Annotated in this window: 17 protein-coding genes; 6 read left to right on the forward strand and 11 right to left on the reverse strand. The window is 55.3% G+C overall.

Going from position 1 to position 20,604, the window contains the following annotated elements; genetic code table 11:
• Positions 1–167 precede the first annotated feature (167 nt).
• From ABEA92_RS09320 to ABEA92_RS09330, 3 genes are all read right to left on the reverse strand, one after another.
• Positions 168–434, reverse strand: coding sequence for a flagellar biosynthesis anti-sigma factor FlgM (locus ABEA92_RS09320; protein ID WP_345683545.1), 267 nt, complete (start codon positions 432–434; stop codon positions 168–170).
• A gap of 161 nt (positions 435–595) precedes the next feature.
• Positions 596–724, reverse strand: coding sequence for a hypothetical protein (locus ABEA92_RS09325; RefSeq protein WP_008705088.1), 129 nt, complete (start codon positions 722–724; stop codon positions 596–598).
• Between the two features lie 192 nt (positions 725–916).
• On the reverse strand, positions 917–3,010 hold the full coding sequence (locus ABEA92_RS09330; protein WP_345683546.1) for a fused MFS/spermidine synthase: 2,094 nt from the start codon (positions 3,008–3,010) through the stop codon (positions 917–919).
• Between the two features lie 208 nt (positions 3,011–3,218).
• Here ABEA92_RS09330 and ABEA92_RS09335 point away from each other — a divergent pair, with 208 nt between their 5' ends.
• Positions 3,219–4,148, forward strand: a complete 930-nt coding sequence (locus tag ABEA92_RS09335; RefSeq protein ID WP_345683547.1) for a cation diffusion facilitator family transporter — start codon at positions 3,219–3,221, stop codon at positions 4,146–4,148.
• Between the two features lie 887 nt (positions 4,149–5,035).
• On the forward strand, positions 5,036–5,773 hold the full coding sequence (locus ABEA92_RS09340) for a hypothetical protein (RefSeq protein ID WP_345683548.1): 738 nt from the start codon (positions 5,036–5,038) through the stop codon (positions 5,771–5,773).
• Positions 5,774–6,236: 463 nt separating this feature from the next.
• Here the strand turns inward: ABEA92_RS09340 and ABEA92_RS09345 are convergent, their stop codons facing one another.
• The 4 genes from ABEA92_RS09345 to ABEA92_RS09360 form a co-directional block, all read right to left on the reverse strand.
• Positions 6,237–7,799, reverse strand: coding sequence for a hypothetical protein (locus ABEA92_RS09345; RefSeq protein WP_345683549.1), 1,563 nt, complete (start codon positions 7,797–7,799; stop codon positions 6,237–6,239).
• Positions 7,800–7,850: 51 nt separating this feature from the next.
• Positions 7,851–8,399, reverse strand: coding sequence for a hypothetical protein (locus ABEA92_RS09350; protein ID WP_345683550.1), 549 nt, complete (start codon positions 8,397–8,399; stop codon positions 7,851–7,853).
• On the reverse strand, positions 8,371–8,892 hold the full coding sequence (locus ABEA92_RS09355) for an RNA polymerase sigma factor (RefSeq protein WP_345683551.1): 522 nt from the start codon (positions 8,890–8,892) through the stop codon (positions 8,371–8,373). Before ABEA92_RS09355 ends, ABEA92_RS09350 begins: the two co-directional genes overlap by 29 nt.
• A gap of 197 nt (positions 8,893–9,089) precedes the next feature.
• Positions 9,090–9,659, reverse strand: coding sequence for a hypothetical protein (locus ABEA92_RS09360; RefSeq protein ID WP_345683552.1), 570 nt, complete (start codon positions 9,657–9,659; stop codon positions 9,090–9,092).
• Positions 9,660–9,784: 125 nt separating this feature from the next.
• Here ABEA92_RS09360 and ABEA92_RS09365 point away from each other — a divergent pair, with 125 nt between their 5' ends.
• Positions 9,785–11,482, forward strand: a complete 1,698-nt coding sequence (locus ABEA92_RS09365; RefSeq protein ID WP_345683553.1) for a hypothetical protein — start codon at positions 9,785–9,787, stop codon at positions 11,480–11,482.
• Positions 11,483–11,894: 412 nt separating this feature from the next.
• Here the strand turns inward: ABEA92_RS09365 and ABEA92_RS09370 are convergent, their stop codons facing one another.
• Positions 11,895–13,730: a TIGR03960 family B12-binding radical SAM protein gene (locus ABEA92_RS09370; RefSeq protein WP_345683554.1), complete on the reverse strand. Its 1,836-nt coding sequence runs from the start codon at positions 13,728–13,730 to the stop codon at positions 11,895–11,897.
• 124 nt (positions 13,731–13,854) lie between these two features.
• Here ABEA92_RS09370 and ABEA92_RS09375 point away from each other — a divergent pair, with 124 nt between their 5' ends.
• Positions 13,855–14,184, forward strand: a complete 330-nt coding sequence (locus ABEA92_RS09375; RefSeq protein ID WP_345683555.1) for a Rieske (2Fe-2S) protein — start codon at positions 13,855–13,857, stop codon at positions 14,182–14,184.
• A 291-nt stretch (positions 14,185–14,475) separates the two neighbouring features.
• Here the strand turns inward: ABEA92_RS09375 and ABEA92_RS09380 are convergent, their stop codons facing one another.
• Positions 14,476–15,159, reverse strand: a complete 684-nt coding sequence (locus ABEA92_RS09380) for a metal-dependent hydrolase (protein WP_345683556.1) — start codon at positions 15,157–15,159, stop codon at positions 14,476–14,478.
• A gap of 38 nt (positions 15,160–15,197) precedes the next feature.
• Positions 15,198–16,424, reverse strand: coding sequence for a tryptophan synthase subunit beta (trpB, locus tag ABEA92_RS09385; protein WP_345683557.1), 1,227 nt, complete (start codon positions 16,422–16,424; stop codon positions 15,198–15,200).
• 134 nt (positions 16,425–16,558) lie between these two features.
• On the opposite strand from trpB, the gene mutM reads away from it, so the two are divergent.
• Both mutM and ABEA92_RS09395 read left to right on the forward strand, forming a co-directional pair.
• Positions 16,559–17,428, forward strand: coding sequence for a bifunctional DNA-formamidopyrimidine glycosylase/DNA-(apurinic or apyrimidinic site) lyase (mutM, locus tag ABEA92_RS09390; RefSeq protein WP_345683558.1), 870 nt, complete (start codon positions 16,559–16,561; stop codon positions 17,426–17,428).
• Positions 17,429–18,018: 590 nt separating this feature from the next.
• Positions 18,019–19,065: a prenyltransferase/squalene oxidase repeat-containing protein gene (locus tag ABEA92_RS09395; RefSeq protein WP_345683559.1), complete on the forward strand. Its 1,047-nt coding sequence runs from the start codon at positions 18,019–18,021 to the stop codon at positions 19,063–19,065.
• 162 nt (positions 19,066–19,227) lie between these two features.
• On the opposite strand, the gene ABEA92_RS09400 is transcribed toward ABEA92_RS09395, so the two are convergent.
• Positions 19,228–20,526, reverse strand: coding sequence for a PQQ-binding-like beta-propeller repeat protein (locus ABEA92_RS09400; protein ID WP_345683560.1), 1,299 nt, complete (start codon positions 20,524–20,526; stop codon positions 19,228–19,230).
• Between the last annotated feature and the right edge of the window lie 78 nt (positions 20,527–20,604).

Here is a 20,604-nt window from a genome sequence, read left to right on the forward strand (position 1 = left end):
TTTCGCCGTCCGAACGGAGGAAACAGCTCGCGGTGGTCCTCTTCAAAGAGTACACCAATTTTGCGAGCTGTTTGAATGCCCTAACACTGTCTTACCGCAAATTTTCGACTTTGACCACGCCGAATCAGCGAAATCCGAGCCGGGATGGGCGTGTGAGTGCCGTGTCGCTATGCGAACTGGTCCAACATCCGCTCCAAGGCGGCATCCATCTTCTCAGGCGTATCGTAATTGCCGCTGGCAATTTGGCGACGAAGATCGGCCACGCGGTCGATGCGGATCTCGCCCCCACCGGCGATCGCACCCTCGAGCCGATTGACGCCCGACGCCGCACTGCTGATGTCGAGCTGATCCACAGGTGCCGCGGATTTCGGTGGCGTCGCTGGGGTCGGGGATTGGGTTCGTTGTGCCCCACCTGCTTGTTGCGAGGCGGACATACGAAAAGGGCCAAAAATTTGCATAATCTGATTGCTCCCGTTTGGGACTGGTGACTCCCATCAAACCACCCGTAACTCAGTGATGAGTCGCCGTGGGTTAGTTCGATGGATGCGAAAGCGCGTGAATTGACCGGGCCTATCCAGCGAAATCTTCCTTGAAATCACTCGATTTTGACCGTTTCCGCTTCGGTCGTCAGCGCCGCTATCCTTGTCCCAGGATGCAATCCGTCGTAGCGAAAAGAGACTTTCGTCAGCGCGAATCGGGCGGAAACATTTGTTTCATCGTCCATCGACTGCGACAACTTCAATCAAACTGATCACCGTGCGGTGCACAAATTGACTCCCAGGGACGCTGCGGAAGTTAGCAAACCCGTGAAACAACGGGCAATACCGGTTTTTCCGACTTCTTGAGCCAATCCAGAAAAGTTGCAGATTTTTTTTCGCAAACGCTCATGTTCACCACTCAAACGAATGGCTAGCAACTACCACAAATTCAGCACGCTGAGCAAATTGTGGTGCTGATCCGTCCATAACGGTGCGTCGCGAAGCTGCTCGGGACTCGCCGGGCGAGCCGTCGCCATGGCTGGATGATCCCAGACCGCATTGTCGGCGTCCGCCAAAATAACCCAGCAAGATTGATGCACGCTGATCGAAGCGTCACCGATTCCGTAGACGACTCGGCTTTCCAGCGACGCGTTTTTCGCCAACCGGTGCACCAGCGGAGAAAGATCGAGATGGTTGTTGGACACGTGCACGGCCAACACCCCCCCCGGCGACATCCGCATGCGATAAAGTTCGAACGCTTCACTGGTCAACAGATGAGCGGGAATCGCATCGCTGCTGAAGGCGTCGAGCACGATCAGGTCAAAGCGGCTGTCGTGCATTCGTTCCATCACCAAGCGGCCATCACCGAGATGATGCCGAATCGTCGATGGACAATCGCTCAGAAAGGTAAAGTGCTCGCTTGCAATCTGCTGGATCGCAGGATTGATTTCGACCATGTCGAATTCGTCCTCCGTGCGACCGTAACTGGCAAGCACGCCGCAGCCCAAACCGATGACGCCGGTTTTGATCGACGGCGAACGTTCTTGCAATGCCGAAATCACACGGCCCACACCACTGTCGTAATAGTAGTAAGACGTTGGCTGCGACGACGCTTCGCCGGGGCGCTGCATGCCATGAATCGTGCGGCCATGGACCAAATGAGTTCCTTCCTCGTCTTGCTGGACTCGTAGGACTCCGAAAAAGTTGCGGTTCGATGCGATGGCTGACGCATGACCATCCATCGAAAGGTGAACGATCGGCAACGCCATCACCAACATCACTGCGAACTTGACTTGTTTGGCGGCGTTCCAATCGTAGTCGGCCAACCGCCAACCACGACATGCGAAAAAGATCACCACGGTCAGCGCCGAAGCAATCGACAACGTCAACGGAAGTTCGATGAAATGGTTAAACAGCAACGGGCACGCGACCGCGACAATCAAACCGCCGATCGCTCCGCCTGCCGACAGCAACGCATAGTACTGAGTCAACCACCGCGCCGCAGGCTTCACTCGAGCGACCTCGCCGTGGCACAACAAACACACGCCTAACAACAGCACCATGTAACAACTGGCTTCGGTGAGCAGTTGAAGTGAAAATGGCAACACATTTTTGGTTTGAATCGCCGCGATTGCCACAATGCTGACCAGCGCGATCCATTTCGGCTTGTACCACTGTGGCGAATCAAAACAGATGATAAAGCTGAGCAAATACAGGCTCAGCGGCAGCACCCACAGAAACGGGATCACGGCAACGTCTTGGCAGACATGATTCGTCACGACAAGCAGTAACGTTGATGCAAACGCTGGCAGCGTCACCCAGGCCACGCGGTGCTGCCAAGGGATCGACGTGGTGGTGGATTCATGCGCGGATGCAGAGGGTTGCGGTTCGTCACGATCGACGACGCGGAACAGCCGAATCGCAATCACGCTTTGGATCAACACGAAACCGCAGAACATCAGCGACCATACGACCGATTGACTCGACACCGACAAAAAGGGTTCGACGGCAAACGGATAGCTCAGTAGAGCTAACAGTGACCCAGCGTTCGAAAGTGAATACAGTCGGTAAATCTTCTCACTTGAATCTTGATAGCTAAGCCAAGCTTGGATCAGCGGCCCGGTGCTAGACAGTACAAAGTAGGGCAGCCCGACGTGACACAGCAGCATCCACAGCAAATAGAGTGTCGGTGACTCGGTGCCCGACGGTTTCCAGGCGTCCGACGGTTCGATCGGCAAGCTCAGCGCGGCGGCGCTCAGCAGTGACAAATGGATCGCACCTTGAATCGACGGTTTGAGATAACTTTTTAGAACATGAGCGTATAAGTAGCCGGCAAACAGCAGCAGCTGAAAAAACAGCATGCAGGTGGTCCAGACTGCGGGGGTGCCACCGAACCACGGCAGCACACATTTGCTGATCACCGGTTGGACTTGGAAAACCAAAAACGCGCCCAGCAGCGTGGTCGCGGCGAACCACAGCGTGGACAGGCCGGTTTGTTCCGATTTTGCGGTCTGATTGGGTGGTGGGCTCATGGTTTCGATTTCGCAGGCAGCGGTTCAGGCAGGCAACGGAGGGGCAATGCGGACACACGTTGGAAAAACGTAGGTCACGGTTCGCCGCGCTGGGGGGATGAATCCGGAAATTGCCCTGGTTCAATTGGAATGGTTTGGCGGTACGATAAGCTTGAAACTGACGTTCATCGAAGCTGTCGAACGTCCCCCTACCTGCGAGTCCTCGCCCTTGTCGATCACCCCCCCTCGAGACGAAGCGACGATTGCGGTGCGTCACCGTGTCTACGTCGACGCCGGCCGCGCGGCCGTGTGGGGATTGGGGGTGAACGTCGTTTTGGTGATCGCCAAGATGACAGGCGGGATCATCACCGGTTCCGCCGCACTGATTGCCGACGCAGTCAATTCGATTGGTGATGTCGCCAGCGCGTTGGCCGTCCGCGGGGCGCTGAGTGTCGCCCAGCGAGAAGAGGATGACGATCATCCCTATGGTCACACCAAAGCCGAATCGATTGCCGGACTGTGCGTCGCCCTGCTCGTTGCTTTCAGTGCCGGTTTGTTAGCGATCGAAACGGCAAAGCGATTCGGCGGCGAGTTGCGAGTGCCTGGATTGTTGGCGGGTTGGATTGCCGCCGTCTGTGCGTTGGTCAAAGAGGTAACGTATCGATTCACCGCTCGCGTGGCCCAGCGGCTTGATTCATCGGCGCTGCGCGCGACCGCGTGGGATCATCGCAGCGATGCCTTGGGATCGGCGGCGGTGGCGGTTTCACTTTTGGTATCGCCGTACGTCGGAAAGTGGGGACCCTATATCGATCCGATTGCCGCATTGTGTGTTTGTGGCATGTTGGTGATCACGGGGATCCGAATTTTCATTAGCACAGCGCGCGAGATGATGGATCAACAGGCGGACGAGGCGACGGTCGCACGAGCCCGTCAAGTCGCCGAAGCGGTCGCCGGCGTCTCGTATGTCGAGAAGTTGAGGGTCCGCAAGAGTGGACTCGAGTTTTTTGTCGAGATCCACGTGCAGGTTCCAGGCGAGATGTCGGTCGATGAAGGCCACCGAATCGGCCACGACGTCAAAGACATGTTGCTAATCGAAATGCCGCGAGTCCGCGACGTCCACGTCCACATCGAACCCGACACCCACGGCGGATCATCATAAAGCGACGCTCGTTTTCAGACTCCTGGCAAACAACGCACTCCACCAAGAAAACCTTCCGGCTCTTGCACAAACACTCTGAATCGTTCACCCAATTGCGCAGTCGCGTCAGACGCAAGGCTGCCGCAGAAGATTAGGGTTAGGAATTCGTCGAATGCAATTGCGTGCAATCGTTCGATTCGCGTGCAATGGGATGTCGTCACTTCTTAAATTCGTGGATTCCGCCCGCGCAATCTCGTGTGCAAACACACATTCGCGGAAGCCAATCGCAGCCATGCCATCCATCCGCTCGTATTGGCCCTCCCATTTTCTAACCTTCGATTTTTTAACCTTGCGAAAGCATTAGTTTCCGCGAAATGCACCGCTGAAATGCGAAGTTGCGACAAAGCAGTGAAATGACAGGAACATGCAGGCAAGGAGAGACCACGTTCGAACCGTGGTTGTCGTTCTTTCATCTCACCATGGGGGCGATTTTCCCAGCTTCACTTTGCGTCATCGAATGTTCCGTGCTCTCGTGCGGGCGGAGGCAATGCGAACTCGGTGCAGCGTCTTGATGAACCCACAAAACGTTGCGGTTTGTCGAGTCAGAGTTAATGCCCTTCGTTTTGATTTTTGTCGAATCAACCATTCCGGTTGACTACCAACTGTCTACCGTGGAACTTGTCTTTTTGGCAATCGATGCACTGGCAGGATTTTGAATTGGGATGGGAAAAGCCCCAGCCGACCGAACCCGAATTAGCACTGACTGGTGTCCATCGACAGTAATCGCAGCCAGAGGTAACTCGCGTACACTGGGGTGCACCACAGTAGGCGGATAAAATTATTGCTAAACCATTGGAAATGATTGATGCCGCCGTGTTGCATCTAATGACGGAAGGAGCAACAAGTCGATGGCTGTCCACTCCTCCGCAAAAATGATCCCGACACGCAAATCTTCGCCGCGGCGAACGGAGTGGTTAGCAGCGGTCGTTGCACTGTTCCAAATCGGGGCGACGATTGCGATTGGTTTGTGGACCATTTTTCTATATGTCAGCTTCGATGCGACGGAGCGACGGATTCAACGACAGTTGGACGACATCGAACTGGGGGTTGCCGAGAGCACGCGACTTGGAATCACGCATTCATTAAAGATTGGCGACGTGGCAGCTCTTGGCGTTGGAGGCGATCGGGTTTACCGTGTCACCTTTACCTATGTCATCAAAAATGACAGTCGCAAACCGGTCGAAGTTTCTTATGCCGTAGTGCATGCTTCGTTATCGGATATTCCCGAGATGGCTCCAGGAGATGTGATCGACCTCAAACAGCGTGCGGGAACGCTCAAGTGGAGAGATGTACACAGCCAGGGGCACTACTACAAACCGAAGTGGAATGATAAGCGAACCGTGACGACACCCGCGGGGACCAAACTGGTGCTGCAAAAGGGTGGTGGCGGGACGGCGCTACTGCATGCTGGTGAGTCATCGGACGGCTCTGCAGATTTTTTGATATCTGGAAAGCCAGGTGCCGTGGTTACGATCAACGCAAATTTCGGTTCCAACTGTGATGAAGCCGATGCCGAGCATTGGAAAACGACACTTTTAGACATGCTCCCCCAACCCGATCCCGACGCTCAAGGACCAATACAATGAATCGGCGAATCATTGCTGCCCTATTTTTTTTGGCGATTGTAAGTGGCCCCTACGCTGCTGCCGCAGGAGGCTTGTTCCATCGCTGTCGATTGTTTCGAAGCAGTCCTGTTCATCACGCTCCCACGCGAGTGATTTGTTATCCCAGGGCATATCAACCGACGCACTGCAATCGATGCTTGCCGCTTCACTCTCGTCCGTGCACGACGGGGTATGTGATGCCAAGCTATCCAAGCGACGGATCCGTCAGACAAATGTATTCAAGTGAGCCCCCTGCTGCTATCGTCACTCAGCCCAACGAGGTGTTCCCCTGGGAGTATCCATCGGCCTCCGCGTCTGCGAATGGGACGGACACTGGAATGGACACCGGAAACGATGACGAGAATCCAATCGGAAACGGAGGTCGTCAGGGCAACGGAGGGTGAATGTGCGTTGCTCCGAGCGATTTCCCTCTCGGGCACTAACCTTATTCAGCAATCCGTAGGATCAGTTGGTGTTGCATTCCAGGTACAGGAAAACCTTTCAGCACCGCATGATCGTCTTTTCGTTCATACTGAAGCAAGCTTCCGGTGAATGGATCGACCGCTGCGGGCACGTCGAGTGCGTTGAGTGATGGCGGCAATTCAGAGCCGTGTGCGGCAGCGTACATCCGAATTGCTTCGATGGTCCGTAGCATCGCAATGTTTCGTTCGCAGCCCGCTTGTGCATTTTTTGCAGCCACTGAAAACGATGGAGACCATGACTTGAACGGCTTGGCGAATAAGCCCGCCGCCTGTGCCTCCGTTTGCATCCTTTTTTCGATCTCGACAAAAGCGGGGTTCGTGCGAATTTGCCAATAGGGCAGCGTCGTCCATTTGTAGTATTCGTCTCGCCATCGATCCAGAAAGCGAACCATTGCCAAGAACACCACCTGCTCGGTTGGATACTTCTTAACGAGCTCGGGCTTCAATTTCTGCTCGTCGATCAAGTACTTTTGGGCACTGGGATAGGCATCCAAGATGAATTTCTCGATTTTTGCTCGAATCGCGACAGAATCTCCGGTGGGAAGATTGAATTCGACTTCAAGCGACCTTAGTTCGGGCAACAAACGATCGATGAAGTCTTGCCAATAACCTTGAGAGCGAGGCGTTTCATCAATCTCTGAAAGCAACTTTAGCTGCAAGTGTATAAATTCACGTTCCACGGCAAAGGCTTGTTCCATATCGATTAACGGCGTCGGCATCGCGGCGAACGCCCAGTACAGATTCGGTGTTTGGGCATGTTGCAACAGATACAGAGCATCGTTCCAAGCCATCGAAGCGATCGAGTTTCCGACCAGACCGGAAACAAGAAAGTCGTCGCTGCCAACGTGCCGAGCCATTGAAAACAATTGCCCTAATATTTCAATCGCATCGTCCACGCGGCCTTCCGCAATCGCGACGCGGCAGCGGAGGCTTTGGTTTCGCGCCAATTCACGAAAGTTTTGAATCTCGGGAAGTAGGTAGCCAAACATATCGTCATCGATCAGCTTGAGGTTTCGATTCAGATCAAAATGCCGACGGCTGGCGGCTTCCCGAAGAAATCCAGTCTGAAAACTCGTGAATTCTAAATACGCTTTGACGTCATCGATTGGCAAGTCCGCGGGTGGAGTCGAGAGCCATACATACGGTCTCATCTCGTCTCGCGTTTTACCTTCCGCTTCGGCTTGTTTGGCAGCGTTCGAAAAAAATTCCGAGAGCGAATGGCGGGGGCCTTGTTGTTCAAGGAAGCCGGCCGCTTTCAAGTAATACAGGGACGCGTTTCCAGGCATTGCATCGAAGCCGCTTGGGATTAGCCGATACTTCATGGCTGGTTGAGGCTCCGCAGCCGGATGCAGGACGAGCTGTTTTGTCCTGATGACGATGTCAGTTTCATCCGATTCTTGCTGCGACCATCCATCGGATGTTTTTGCTGATTTTTTCGCAAGCGGTTCGGCACTGGATTGCTTGCAGAGCAGACAAACGAATAGCAATAGGATCAGTCTGGAAAAAACTTGGAAGGATTGGGACATCGTATTAGTTCGCAGAAGAGGACGAAATGAACCGATAGATCGAAAGCGATGTTACCGTCGTACGCCAAGCAGTTCTTTGATTAGTTGCTCGACATTGGGTGTCGCATGGCTGGCGAGCGTTTCACCCCCGATTAACGAGATTGCGTGTTCGCTTGAGTGGAACGACATGACATGCTCGCTTCCAGGCAAACTCTGTCGTGACGCTAGGTTTCCTGCTGTCAACGGCATGTGGATCGCTAAATCAACAGGAGTGGCTGACTGCAACGGATTGCTGCTTGATTCTTGATGGACGAGATGCTCCTGAGGGAACACCGCCGATTCTTGGTTTGTGGTAGTCGAATCACCGCCGGGGCTTAGCAACAAAAACGTCACGAGCACGCCAGCGGCAAATCCGCATGCGGACGCGGTTACTAAATGGAATCGATTCCGACCACGTGTGTTTGACGGACGAACAACAGGATCATTGGACCCGGCGATTGCATCGAAAATCGCTTCAGCATCAAAGCCGACCGGGCGTGGCCGAAATTTCTTCAGCTGTTGCTCGAATGAACGTACATCGCCGTGTACTGCATCATGATTGTGGTTGTTTTGATCCATCATTGGCCTCGGGGTTCTGTGTTTGATCGATCGACTGTTTTAGTGTCAGCAGTGCCTGCTGGTAACGACGATGAACGGTGCTGAGCGGCAGCGAAACTAGATTTGCAATTTGTGCGAATGAAAGGTCGCCCCAGATTCGTGCGACGACGATCTCGCGATCTTGCTCCGCCAATTGACCTAGCATCCTTTCGCAATCAACGGCATCGTCGTCATCGTTTTCTGCGGGGATGAACCACGATTCCAGCTCTTGGCCAGCTCGAGTTTGGTGCTTGCGGCGTCGTGAGTCCGCACGTTCCATGTTGATCGCCCGACGCCGCACGGTGGTGTACAGCCACGCTATGGGGTCATTCGGAAGCGTTGTTTGTTTCATCAGCTCGATTAATGCTTCTTGAACCGCGTCTTCGGGGGCGCGACTCCACTGCCTAGCGTACAGTTTGAGTGCCGCACCTTGAGCATCGATCAGTTGCTGCAAGTACGTTGCGTCAATTGGTTTCACCTTCTTGGACCACTCTGTTTTCGTACGCTTGATTCACAATCGGTGTCTGTTCGTGTCGGTGTTTGGCCGCTGGACATTCAGTGACGGGGCGGCAGAAACACCTAAACGCTGAATCTCAGCGTAGGCGGAGAAATTTGTCCTTGCATCTCATCGCACATACAGATGTCACCGGGAAATGGGTATTTTCTCACTGAAATTTAAAAAGACATCCAATTTTCTGTCTGGGCGGCAATATACGCAGGAAAAGCAAGAGACCAATTCCTGCTTGCTCTGACCCCGAATCGTGCAGAGCACGTCACAATCATCGAGTCGAATGATGCCTTTTTGTCGAATCTGCACCAGCCAAGCCCGTTTTCATTCGCCGTCTGCTGAAGGTCAAAAAATGGAAGGTTAAACAATAGCCCGTCATGCCCCCCCAATCCGCTCGTATCGGCCTTCCCATTTTCTAACCTTTGATTTTTTAACCCTTTGTTTGTTTTGGGTTCCGAGGAGTATTCGGTTAAAACACGCGGCTGCGTCAGACCGAAGTTACGAAATAAATATGGAGCCAATGCGATATTAGCTTTACGTTGCGATTGTCCTTTTCGATGCTTGCCGACCATCCTATCATTCTGTCGCAACAAGTTTTCTGTCTTCCGTGAACGCTTCGAGTTAGGTTCATTTTTAAGACCAGTCAATCGGAGCAGATAGTTGCATCCGCTTTTTGTATCGAGCTGCGTTGGTTTGTCCGATGTAGCCAATGCGGCCTTGCAAATGTTTGCGTTCAACCCCGAAACTCGTTGCCAGGTGGTTGTCGTTTACTTCACAGACCACACATTCGTTCGATTGAAAATTAATGTGATGACTTTTCAATCCCGACGTGGAATACGCTAGGATATCCCGGTCGTGTCCCTTGTTTCGCTCGCGTGAAATCGGAAAACTGATGTTGTCGCATTTGCCATGGTTCCGCGTCGGGAGCTGTCTTTGGGTTTGTCTGAGTGCGGCGAACTTATTTGCTGATCCACCCCGCATTATCACTTGCGGCTGGAATGCACCGACGACCACTCAGTTTGCTCGTGACGCGGCGCAGATGCAATCGTCTGTGTTTAGTGGAGCGGTGTTGGATATTCGCCCCGACGCCGAGATGCCTCATCCGTTTTGGTCTGCCCACAGTCGCGATGATTGGTCGTCGTTGACGTTCGACGCTGGCGTCGATCCTCTGCAAAATGCCGATGTCGGCAAATTGACCTCGGCTTATCTACTCGTCAAAGCGAACCCCGGCGACGTCGATTGGCTGGACGATGAAGGTTGGGCCGCGATTGTGGATCACTGGCGTCTCGCCGCACGGATCGCCAAACGTGGGAAATTAAAAGGGGTGTTGTTTGATCCGGAACCGTACAGCGAACCGTTTCGCCAATTTCAATATTCGCGTCAGGAAGCGGCCATCGACCATCCGTTCGAACAGTATCGTGCGACGGCGCGAAAGCGAGGCCGCGAAGTGATGACCGCGGTCATCGCCGAGTTTCCCGACGTGGAATTGGTGAGCTACTTTCTAATGAGCTACCTGATACGCGATCACCGCTATCGCGGCCCCTCGCCAGTCGGCCGCTCCGACGAATCTTGGTGTTTGGCGGGGCACTCGTATGGGTTGCTGCCGGCGTTCTTGGATGGCTGGCTCGATGTGTTGCCGCCAAGTGTGACGCTGTATGACGGGTGTGAGTACGCGTATTGGCACAAATCGGCGAATGACTTTGCCCAAGAGGCGGACGATGTTCGCCGCCGCGGGGTGCAGTTGGTGTCGCCCGAGAATCGTGACAAGTATGCAAAACAATTGAAGGTTGCTTTTCCTATCTACATGGATGCGATTCATCCCGAACTGGCAGGACGTTATACGCTCGAGCCCGAGAATCCGGATCGATTGGCGTTATTTCGCCGCAATCTCGCAGCGGCGATCGACTACGGTGACGGGCTGGTGTGGATTTATGGTGAACATGGACGCTGGTGGCCTGAGCCCGCCGAAACAGCACTGTGGCACAACAAAGATGTCTATCCCGAGTGGCCGACATTGATTCCCGGTTGTGACGTTGTGCTGAAGGAGGTCATTGAAGCGACCGGAACTCGGCCGGTTGCAAAGCTGCAGCCGTTGGCATCGCCAGATTATCGTGGTGCGACACGGAACGAGGTTGCGGTCCAGTGGTCGACGTGGTTGGGCAGTGGACCGATGGCGGACACACCGTCGGGTGACGTTGACATCCGCGAAGATGTTGTTGTGATCCGCGGTGCCGCAGAAGCAGCAGGATTGGCGACGGTGACGGTCGAGCCCGGCGAGCAGTTCCGCGTCTCGGTTCGCGTCCAGCAAACCGGTCGCGCCCTCACGAGTCTGGCGGTGCAATTCAAAACGGCGGATGGCAAATGGTTGGAATCAACCTCGCACAACGTCGTCGCGTTCCCCGAAGATGGTGTACCCGAATCGTGGCGAGCGATTCATGCAAAGGTCACTGTTCCGCAGGACATTCACACGATGGTGGTGATTTGTTCGGCGGTACAGCAGTGGGATTTGAATGATGTCGTCCAGTTCAAGGATTTGCAGATTGAGCGGACAGCGAAGTAGGAATGGTGGCAGAAGCGAGTCACCTCTCCCGGCGAAGCTGGGAGAGGTCGAACGGGCTCTTGAGGCCTCGTTCGGGTGAGGGCCGACCGAGCAGCTGAGCTGGCATCAGGCCTCCACTTGCTCGGTCGCCCTCACCCGAGCATTGCTGAAGGCTTTGCTCGACCTCTGCCAAACCAAGGAGAATGCTGACTTAGTAGCATTGATTTTCAGGCCGGAGGCCGACACACTCCGCCGTCCGTGTGTCGGCCTCCGGCCTTACATCGCCAGGTCGCCCATAAACCGTTGGCTCACGCCAACGGCAGGTCCTGTTTCGGCCTCCGGCCTATGGGATTGCTGCTAAAGCAGCAGTCTGCAAAGTTGCTGGGAGAGGTAGCAGGCCAACGGCACCAAAAATATGAGACAAGCATCGCCACTACGTGGCGTTGGCCATGGCGGCCAACTGCACCGTTGCCCTGCCCTGCTCTTTCTCTAGATACGCACGGCCGAATTTGACGTTGACGTGATCCCACGGCAATTTGTCCATCATTTCGTACTTGTCATGGACTTGTCGTTCGACATCCAATCCGGCATCTTCGATCGCGGACCACCATCGCTCGGGATCGAGGTATTCGGTCCATCCATCCATGCGAGCACCACGCTCCCACGCCAAACGGACGACTTTGCCGGTGCGGCGATCGCCTCGGCTGAGCACCCCTTCAAGCAAACTGGTTTCGATGTCGTGGCACTTGATGTTCACGCTGCGAATTTTGCGGCGACTCCACAAATACTTGTGAGCCCATTTGAAATACTCGCGTCGCTGCATCCCGTTCCACTGGTATGGCGTGTGTGCCTTGGGGACAAAGTTGGATACCGACGCGGTCACTCGCGGGTAGCGGCCTTTGACCTGTTTACCCACCGTGGCGATTTCTTCGGCCAAGTCGACGATGCCGTCAAGATCCACCGGACGTTCGCCCGGCAAACCGCACATAAAGTACAACTTGACACTTTCGTAGTTGTTTTCAAACGCGACGCGGCAACCCTCGATCAGATCGCTGTTCTTGATCTTCTTGCGGATTTGTTCCCGCATGTCGTCGCGTGCCACCTCGGGTGCTAGCGTTAGCGAGCTGCGGCGATCATTGCCGATCAACTGAGGCAATGTGCGAAGTTGATCATTCACTCGCAAACTCGGCACGCTGATGTTCACGCCAAGCGGGCGGAACACCTCATGCAGTCGATGGATCAGCGGGGCGAAGTGTGGGTAATCGCTGCTGGACAGCGACAGCACGCTGATCTCGTTGTAACCAGTGTTGCGATAGCTCTCGATCGCCGCGTTGACAATCGTATCGACCTCGCGAATTCTCAGCGGACGTTTGATCACGGTGCTTTGACAGAACCGGCAAAGATGGGGACATCCACGCATGATCTCGAGTGCGATTCGGTCGTGCACACAATCGATGTAGGGTACGATCGGCGAGGTGGGCAGCGGGATGCCATCGAGATCGCTGATCACGCTGGGGGCGATCGTCGCCGGAACATCATCGCGGGTGCGAGAGAGCGAGACGATACGATTGTCTTCGTATTCGGGGTGATAGAACCGCGGCACGTAAGCATACGCAAGTTTTTGAGCGATTTCCGCAACCGCCTCTTCACGCTGTCGGCGTCCTTCATCGCCGCCAGCGAACGTGCCATCGTCGCGTCGATACCGCTGACGCAGGTCGATCCACAGGTCGCAGATCTCAGGCAATGCCGGTTCGCCATCGCCCATGATCATGACGTCGAAGTAATCGGCCATCGGTTCGGGGTTTTGACAACAAGGGCCTCCGGCGACCAATAGCGGATCGGCCATCGTGCGATCGACCGATTCGAGCGGAATGCCGCCTAGGTCGATCATGGTCAGCACGTTGGGCGAGCTGATTTCGTACTGAAGACTCAGCCCGATCACGTCAAAATCGGCAAGCGAGGTGAACGTTTCGAGCGAATAGAGCGGGATTTCGTGCTTTCGCAGTAACGCCTCCATGTCCGGCCACGGCGTGAAAACCCGTTCGGCACACCAATCGTCACGCCGATTCATCAACGAATACAGCACTTGCAACCCATGATGGCTCATCCCGATCGTGTAGGCATCGGGGAACCCCAGGCACAATCGGCCTCGCAATTGCCGATGATCCTTGACGACAATATTGCGTTCCCCCCCCACGTATTGGGCGGGCGTTTGAACATGCGGCCAAACCCGGGACTCAAGTAATCGGCGGCGTTGTTGATTAATCATAGTCGCTGAATTCCAATCGTTGTCAGGTAGGGGAATCGCTGCTTCATCGTTAAAGTAGATGCCGTATCGAAAAGCGGATGATCGGGCTCAATCTGAAACCATAACAAAATATGAGGATATTTGCGTGAGCGATTTTGAAACGGTGGGTAAAGTCAGTGACTTTGAAGAGGGCGTCGGACGAGCGGTTCCCGTGGATGGCCGGATGGTCGCGATTTTTCGCAAGGGAGACGAGTGGTACGCGATCGACGACCTTTGTCCCCACATGGGCGCCTCGTTGGCCGAAGGTCATGTCGATCCCGAAACCGACGTCGTGACCTGCCCCTGGCACGCCTGGCGTTTCTGTATTCACGATGGAACGTGGGAGGACAACCCGCGAGTGAAAGTCGATTGCTTTGAAGTCAAAGTCGTCGGCGATGACGTCCAAGTTCGCGAGAAAGAAGCCCCGTCAAAATAAAGTCGCTGATCGCTCCGCGATCTTCGCGTTTTTCTTGCGTAGCGGAACTCGTCAACGGCTTGTTGATTTATTCGTACGATGGACTTCCTAGTCCGTCGAATACACCATTGACGGACTAGGAAGTCCATCATACACCCTCGCCGCAGGAAACTTCACTAAATCAACAAGCCGTCAAGAGTTTCGATCATCCTGGACGACGAAACGGTCATTCCTGACAGCGAAAATCTGGACGACGAAAGTCTTGACGACTTCCGCTACGCTCGATCCTAAGTACTAGCCCCGAGCTAAACCCTAAACCGTGAAGCTCTCGCCGACGCTCAGTACGACCGGGATCGCATCGGTTTCGCTGCTGACCCGTTTGGCCCACGCTTCGGCGTCTTGTTCGATCGGAGGCCAAGTGTTGTAGTGCGTCGGCAGCACGCATTTCGGCTCGATCAAATTGGTCGCTTCGATGCTGTCGTCGATCCCCATCGTAAACAGGTCTCCGATCGGCAGCACGGCGACATCGACTTGGTGTGCGAACAGCCGCATGTCGGAAAACAACGCGGTATCACAGGCAAAGTAGATTCGTTTGCCATCGATCTCGAGCACGAATCCCGCGGGATTGCCGCCGTACGATCCGTCCGGCAATTGGCTGCTATGCAGTGCCGGAACCATTTTTACGGTGCCGAATGGCAGCTGCGTCTTGCCGCCCAAATTCATGCCGACGGTCGATTGCACTTGATGTTTTTCCGCGAACCACTGGGCGATCTCGAAAATCGCCACCACGGTACTGTCATCACGATTGGCAATCGCCGCCACATCGGCGACATGATCAAAATGACCATGGGAAACCAATATATGGCTGATGTCCCGGTGGTCATCCGCTGTCGATTTGGCTGCGGGATTGTCGCTAAAAAAGGGATCCAGCAGGATGCGATTTTCGTCGGTTTCAATCAACCAGCTAGCGTGGGATAGCCAGGTTAGTTTTAACATCAGGAATCTCGCTGAAGGTCAGAGGGAGGTGAAGCGGGTTACCAGGTTTCGCCGCGGAGACGGGCGATTTCCATGGCGTCCTTATCACCACGGCCGGACAAGCAGACGACGAGATGTTGGTCGGGTTTCATCTCGGCGGCCAACGTCATCGCCCGAGCCACTGCGTGACTCGATTCGAGTGCCGCGATGATCCCTTCGGTGCGTGCCAATTGGTCAAACGCCTTCATTGCAGCATCGTCGGTGCACTCCAGGTAGTCGACTCGTTTGGTGTCTTTCCAATAACTGTGCTCGGGACCGACGCCGGGGTAATCCAAACCGGCGCTCATCGAATGAACGTTGCACGTTTGGCCGTCTTCGTCTTGCATCACGTAGCTGAAGCTGCCGTGCAGGACACCTGGGCTGCCGTAGGTCAACGGGGACGCGTGGTCACCAGGCGCGGTGCCACGGCCGCCGGCTTCGACACCGACCATGCGAACATTATCGTCTTCGACGAACGGATAGAACATGCCGGCTGCGTTGCTGCCGCCGCCGACACAGGCGACGACACAATCAGGCAGCCGCTCAAACGAATCGCGGCACTGTTCGCGAGTTTCGCGGCCGATCACCGATTGGAAATCGCGAACCATCATCGGAAAGGGGTGCGGTCCGATCACGCTGCCGATGATGTAGTGCGTGCTTTCCACCGACGCCATCCAATCTCGCATCGCTTCGTTGACAGCGTCGCGAAGCGTTTTCGAGCCGCTTTCGACGGGACAGATTTCCGCACCGAGCAGCTTCATGCTGAATACGTTTGGTTTTTGCCGACGAATATCTTCGCTGCCCATATAAACGGTGCACGGCAAACCAAAATGGGCACATGCCGTGGCGCTGGCGACACCGTGCTGGCCCGCTCCGGTTTCGGCGATCACCCGAGTCTTGCCCATGCGAAGGGTCAGCAGGGCTTGCCCGATCGTATTGTTGATCTTGTGAGCACCGGTGTGGTTTAGATCTTCGCGTTTGAGCCAGATTTGGGCACCGCCAACCGAGTCGGTCAGCCGTTTAGCGTGATAGAGGGGGCTGGGGCGACCGACAAATGTCTTCAGCAGCGACGACAATTCGCGTTGAAACTCGGGATCTTTCTTGGCTTTGTCGTACTCTTCGGCGAGTTGATCCAATGCGCGGGTCAGCGTTTCAGGAACAAAGCGTCCGCCAAAATCACCAAAACGCCCGCGAATATCGGGAACCGATGCGGTGGCGTGGGGGGCTGCGGCTTCTTCCAGGCTCATATTGGGTCTCTAAACAGGATCAATGAACGGGATCTTCGAGCGGGGGCTCTGAAAATGGCAATCAGTTTTCGTTAAGATTGTCGCCCGAGGTCAATCAATGGTCAATGCAGCGATCGCGTGCCAAAAGAGAATCTGTGCCTGAACTACCCGAAGTCGAAACCATGCGCCGGGGAGTGTTGCCGATTGTCGGCAGCCGGATTGATGCCGTGATTCGGCCGCCCTGCGAGCGAAAGCCAATTCTGATGACGCCGCGAATCGATGCCTTTGATCGTCGGCTTCGCGGAAAGCATATCGTCGACGTCGACCGCCGCGGCAAACGCGTGATGCTGCGAATCGAAGATGCACAAACCATCGTGATCGAACCTCGCATGACCGGTTTGGTGTTGTTGGCGGATCCGCCGACGCTGGAGCATCTCCGGCTGCGGATCACGTTGACCGGGCCTGCGGGAGACCAGTTGTTATTTTGGGATCGCCGCGGTCTAGGGACCGTCCGTTTGTTAACGCCTAAACAGGTCGAAACGCTTGTCGACGCGAAACTTGGGGTCGATGCGCTGTCGATCACGGCGGAGCAGTTAAAAGCGAAATTGGGGAAGAGCCAACGCGCGATCAAAGTCGCTCTGCTGGATCAAGCAGTGGTGGCGGGCGTGGGGAATTTGTATGCCGCCGAGCTACTGTTTATTGCCGGGATCGATCCTCGTACTCGCTGTGACCGGCTGACCGTGGCTCAGTGGCAGCGAATTGAGTCGGCGATGCGGCATGTGTTAGAGGAAGCGATTCGATACGAGGGCAGCACATTGGGGGATGGCACCTACCGCAATGCACTCAATGGCGAAGGTGGCTATCAAGCCCATCATCAGGTCTACGCTCGTGCCGGAGACCCCTGTCCACGCTGTTACGACGGCGTGATCCGGCGGATCGTCCAGGCCCAGCGGAGCACGTTTTTCTGCCCGGTTTGCCAGCAAAAGCGTGGTCTGCACCGCCTCGTCGTTCCCCTAGTCGACTAAAAAATACCCCCCGTCCCCGTAGCGGAAGTCGTCAAGACTTTCGTTGTTTTATTCGTACGATGGACTTCCTAGTCCGTCGAATGCGCCATTGACGGACTAGGAAGTCCATCATACACCCGTTGCCGCAGGAAGCTTCACTGAATCAACAACCCGTCAACGGCTTGTTGATTTACTCCAAATGGAAATCGCAAGGGTGAGCCGTGGGCCGTAAGGCACCGGGTATCGTGTGGGACCCGGCCGCTGACGCGTCGCGGCTCATTAGATCAACAAGTCGTCAAGACTTTCGACGATTTACGAGCCGCTTGCGGCAACGCTGTGAGGCATTTAGAGACGGTAAATTACGGCATTTGCGTTCCGTAGCTACGCTTGCCAGAGCGTGGATGGTTGCCGGCCACTACGAATCACCACCTTCTGGCGAAGGTGGCTACGAGAAAATGCTTTCGTTGATTTGTGATCCGCCCCCGTTTTCACGAATAATCAAGGTTGCGGTTCGTCGCAGCGAGCTGAATCGCTAGAATTGAAGGACGTGAGCGAATCGCCGCTCGCTGTATCTCGAATTTGTCCCATCCAATACGTCACCGACTTTCCTCATGACGCAAAAAACATCACGCCGAGACTGGCTTCGTACTGCTGCGGTTCTGTCGGTTGCCGGAGCCACGGCGGCGAGTTCGCGGACAGCCTACGCTGCCCGTGATCCACGCTGGAGCGATACGATCACCAAGGGACTCAATTGGCTCAGCCGCACTCAATCCTCGCGTGGTCAGTGGAACACGCAGGCTTATCCCACCGCACTTGCGGCGTTGGCCGGCACGGCGATGATCGGCAGCGGATCGACAACCACCCAAGGACCGTACGCCAAAGAGATCGCCCGTGCTGCCGATTATTTGATCAGCAAGAGCCGCGACAACGGTTTGATCGGAGATCCGCAGTCGGATCCCCGCTACACCTACGGGCACGGCTTTTCGATGCTGTTCTTGTCGCAAGTTTTGGGCGAAGAAGGGCTGTTGGATCGCCGCGAAGAATTGGTCGAAGTGTTGACCAAGGCGGTGGAGTTCAGCGGGAATGCACAGACCGCCGCGGGGGGCTGGGGCTACGTTTCGGCTCGCGAGGGAAATGATTTCGACGAAGGCTCGACCACGATCACTCAGGTGCAAGGACTTCGTGGCTGCCGCAACGCCGGGATTCCCGTTAGCGCCGAGGTGATCACGAAAGCGAAAGAATACATCTACGAGTGCAAGAACCCGGATGGCGGGATCAGCTATAGCAGTCGCCAGAAAGGAAGCAGCCGGCCGGCAATTACCGCTGCTGCACTGGCTGCGCTATACAACGCCGGTGATTACGACAGCGAGCATGTGCCTGAGATGCTGGCGTATGCCAAGGAATCGCTGCATGACATCAGCGATTCCACACGCGCGTTTGGCCATTGGCACTACACGTATTTGTACTACAGCCAAGTGGTTTATCGCCAAGGCGACGAGTTGTGGACGACGTTCCGCGACCGTTTGTACGACCGTATCGTCAGCGAGCAGCGGCCGGACGGGTTCTGGGAAGGCCAAATTCACCCGGTCTACGTGACCGCATGCAACTTGATCATGTTGCAATTGGACCACGGCTACCTGCCCATCTACCAACGTTAAAGTGTGGGATAGGCTTCCAGCCTGTCAGAGGTTCCGAGTAGCGAAAGTCGCGAAGACTTTCGGCCACCCTGGCTGTAACCGAAACTCTTGGCGAGTTTCGCTACGAAAAAATTTGTATGCGATGACAGGCTGGGAAGCCTATCCCACATCGAAATCCGCTCTTTAGCGGGCGATGTCGAAGGCAAAGATCAAATCTTGGTCGCGGATGATCAACATCTGGTCGGCGACCACCGGGTGTGCCCAGATGGCTCCCTTGTCACGTGGCAGTTCGGTTTGCCGTGGCAGCGTCAAGGTTCCCTTGGGCTTCCACTCGGCGCGATTCGGTTCGACCAAGACGACAGATCCCTCTTCGTCGTTGTAGCAGTACAGCATGCCGTCGGCAAAACAGATCGATCCGCTGCGATTGGGACGCAACTTCTGCTCCCACAATGTTTCACCACTCTCCAAGTCTTGCGCCATCCACATCCCACCGTTGGCAAAGGTGCATCCGTAGATCACGCCTTCATGCAGCACGACGCCGCCGTGATGGTTCAGCATCGATTTGCCAGCCAAATGGTAAACCGATTCGGCTGTGATCTTTCCGCCCTCGGCGTTTAACTTCAGCAGCGTGTTGCCCGCCCCGTAGGCGCTGGTGTGATACAGCAGGTTTTCCGACAGCACGGGGGTGGGGATCACCGCGACGTTATTTCCTGTGGTCGAATCACTAAAGACTTGCTTTCCCGATTCGGTGTCGACAGCAATCAGTCCCGGTTTGCTGGCGGTCACGTAAAACGACTTGTTGCCAACATTGCCTTTGATGATCGAAACGTATTGTGCGGGCGCATTGATACCTTGGCTGCTCCACACTTTTTCGCCGGTCTTGCGATCCAGTGCGATCATAAAGTTGGCTTCGCCCGGTGTCACGACAACGCGGTTTCCGTCAATCAGCGGTGATTCGGCGTAGCCCCACTTCGGGATGCTGCCACCGTGATCGCTGACGAAATTGGTCGTCCATTGGACTTTGCCATCCGCTTTAGAAAGTGCGGCGAGCTGTCCGATGTCGCTAAGCACAAAGACTTGGTCGCCATCCACGGTCGGCGTGCTGCGTGGTCCGCCACCCCAGCCGTGGTTGTAATCGTCCGCGGTACTGGCGCGAGCCACTTCGGTTTCCCAGATCTTTTCGCCGGTCTTTGCGTCCAAGCAAATCGCGTAACACTTTTCGTTGTCACTGCCCATCGTATAGAGCCGTCCATCGACGACCGCGACGGCCGAGTAGCCGCGTCCTGCGTTGGTGAACGACCATCGAAGTTGGGGGGCGGCGTCTTCCCAGGACTTTTTCAACGCTTGGGGAGCTGCGTAACCGTCACGGTTGGGGCCTCGCCATTGAGGCCAATCGGCATCGCCGGCGACCGCGAAAGAACTCAACAGCAGAGTGGAGGCCCCGAGCAACGAAACGCACGCAACTTTGGCAATAGACTTCATGGGTAGGGTCGAGCTTTGCAGGAAGGATTTTGGGGGTGGGTGTCGAGAGAGCCCACTATACCAAACCCCAGCTCAGGT

The organism is Novipirellula caenicola (assembly GCF_039545035.1).
GTDB lineage: Bacteria > Planctomycetota > Planctomycetia > Pirellulales > Pirellulaceae > Novipirellula > Novipirellula caenicola.

Coding starts and splice junctions, on each gene's coding strand:
- ABEA92_RS09320 (WP_345683545.1), bottom strand. CDS start 434: ATGTCCGCCTCGCAACAAGCAGGTGGGGCACAACGAACCCAATCCCCG.
- ABEA92_RS09325 (WP_008705088.1), bottom strand. CDS start 724: ATGGACGATGAAACAAATGTTTCCGCCCGATTCGCGCTGACGAAAGTC.
- ABEA92_RS09330 (WP_345683546.1), bottom strand. CDS start 3,010: ATGAGCCCACCACCCAATCAGACCGCAAAATCGGAACAAACCGGCCTG.
- ABEA92_RS09340 (WP_345683548.1), top strand. CDS start 5,036: ATGGCTGTCCACTCCTCCGCAAAAATGATCCCGACACGCAAATCTTCG.
- ABEA92_RS09345 (WP_345683549.1), bottom strand. CDS start 7,799: ATGTCCCAATCCTTCCAAGTTTTTTCCAGACTGATCCTATTGCTATTC.
- ABEA92_RS09350 (WP_345683550.1), bottom strand. CDS start 8,399: ATGATGGATCAAAACAACCACAATCATGATGCAGTACACGGCGATGTA.
- ABEA92_RS09370 (WP_345683554.1), bottom strand. CDS start 13,730: ATGATTAATCAACAACGCCGCCGATTACTTGAGTCCCGGGTTTGGCCG.
- ABEA92_RS09380 (WP_345683556.1), bottom strand. CDS start 15,159: ATGTTAAAACTAACCTGGCTATCCCACGCTAGCTGGTTGATTGAAACC.
- trpB (WP_345683557.1), bottom strand. CDS start 16,424: ATGAGCCTGGAAGAAGCCGCAGCCCCCCACGCCACCGCATCGGTTCCC.
- ABEA92_RS09395 (WP_345683559.1), top strand. CDS start 18,019: ATGACGCAAAAAACATCACGCCGAGACTGGCTTCGTACTGCTGCGGTT.
- ABEA92_RS09400 (WP_345683560.1), bottom strand. CDS start 20,526: ATGAAGTCTATTGCCAAAGTTGCGTGCGTTTCGTTGCTCGGGGCCTCC.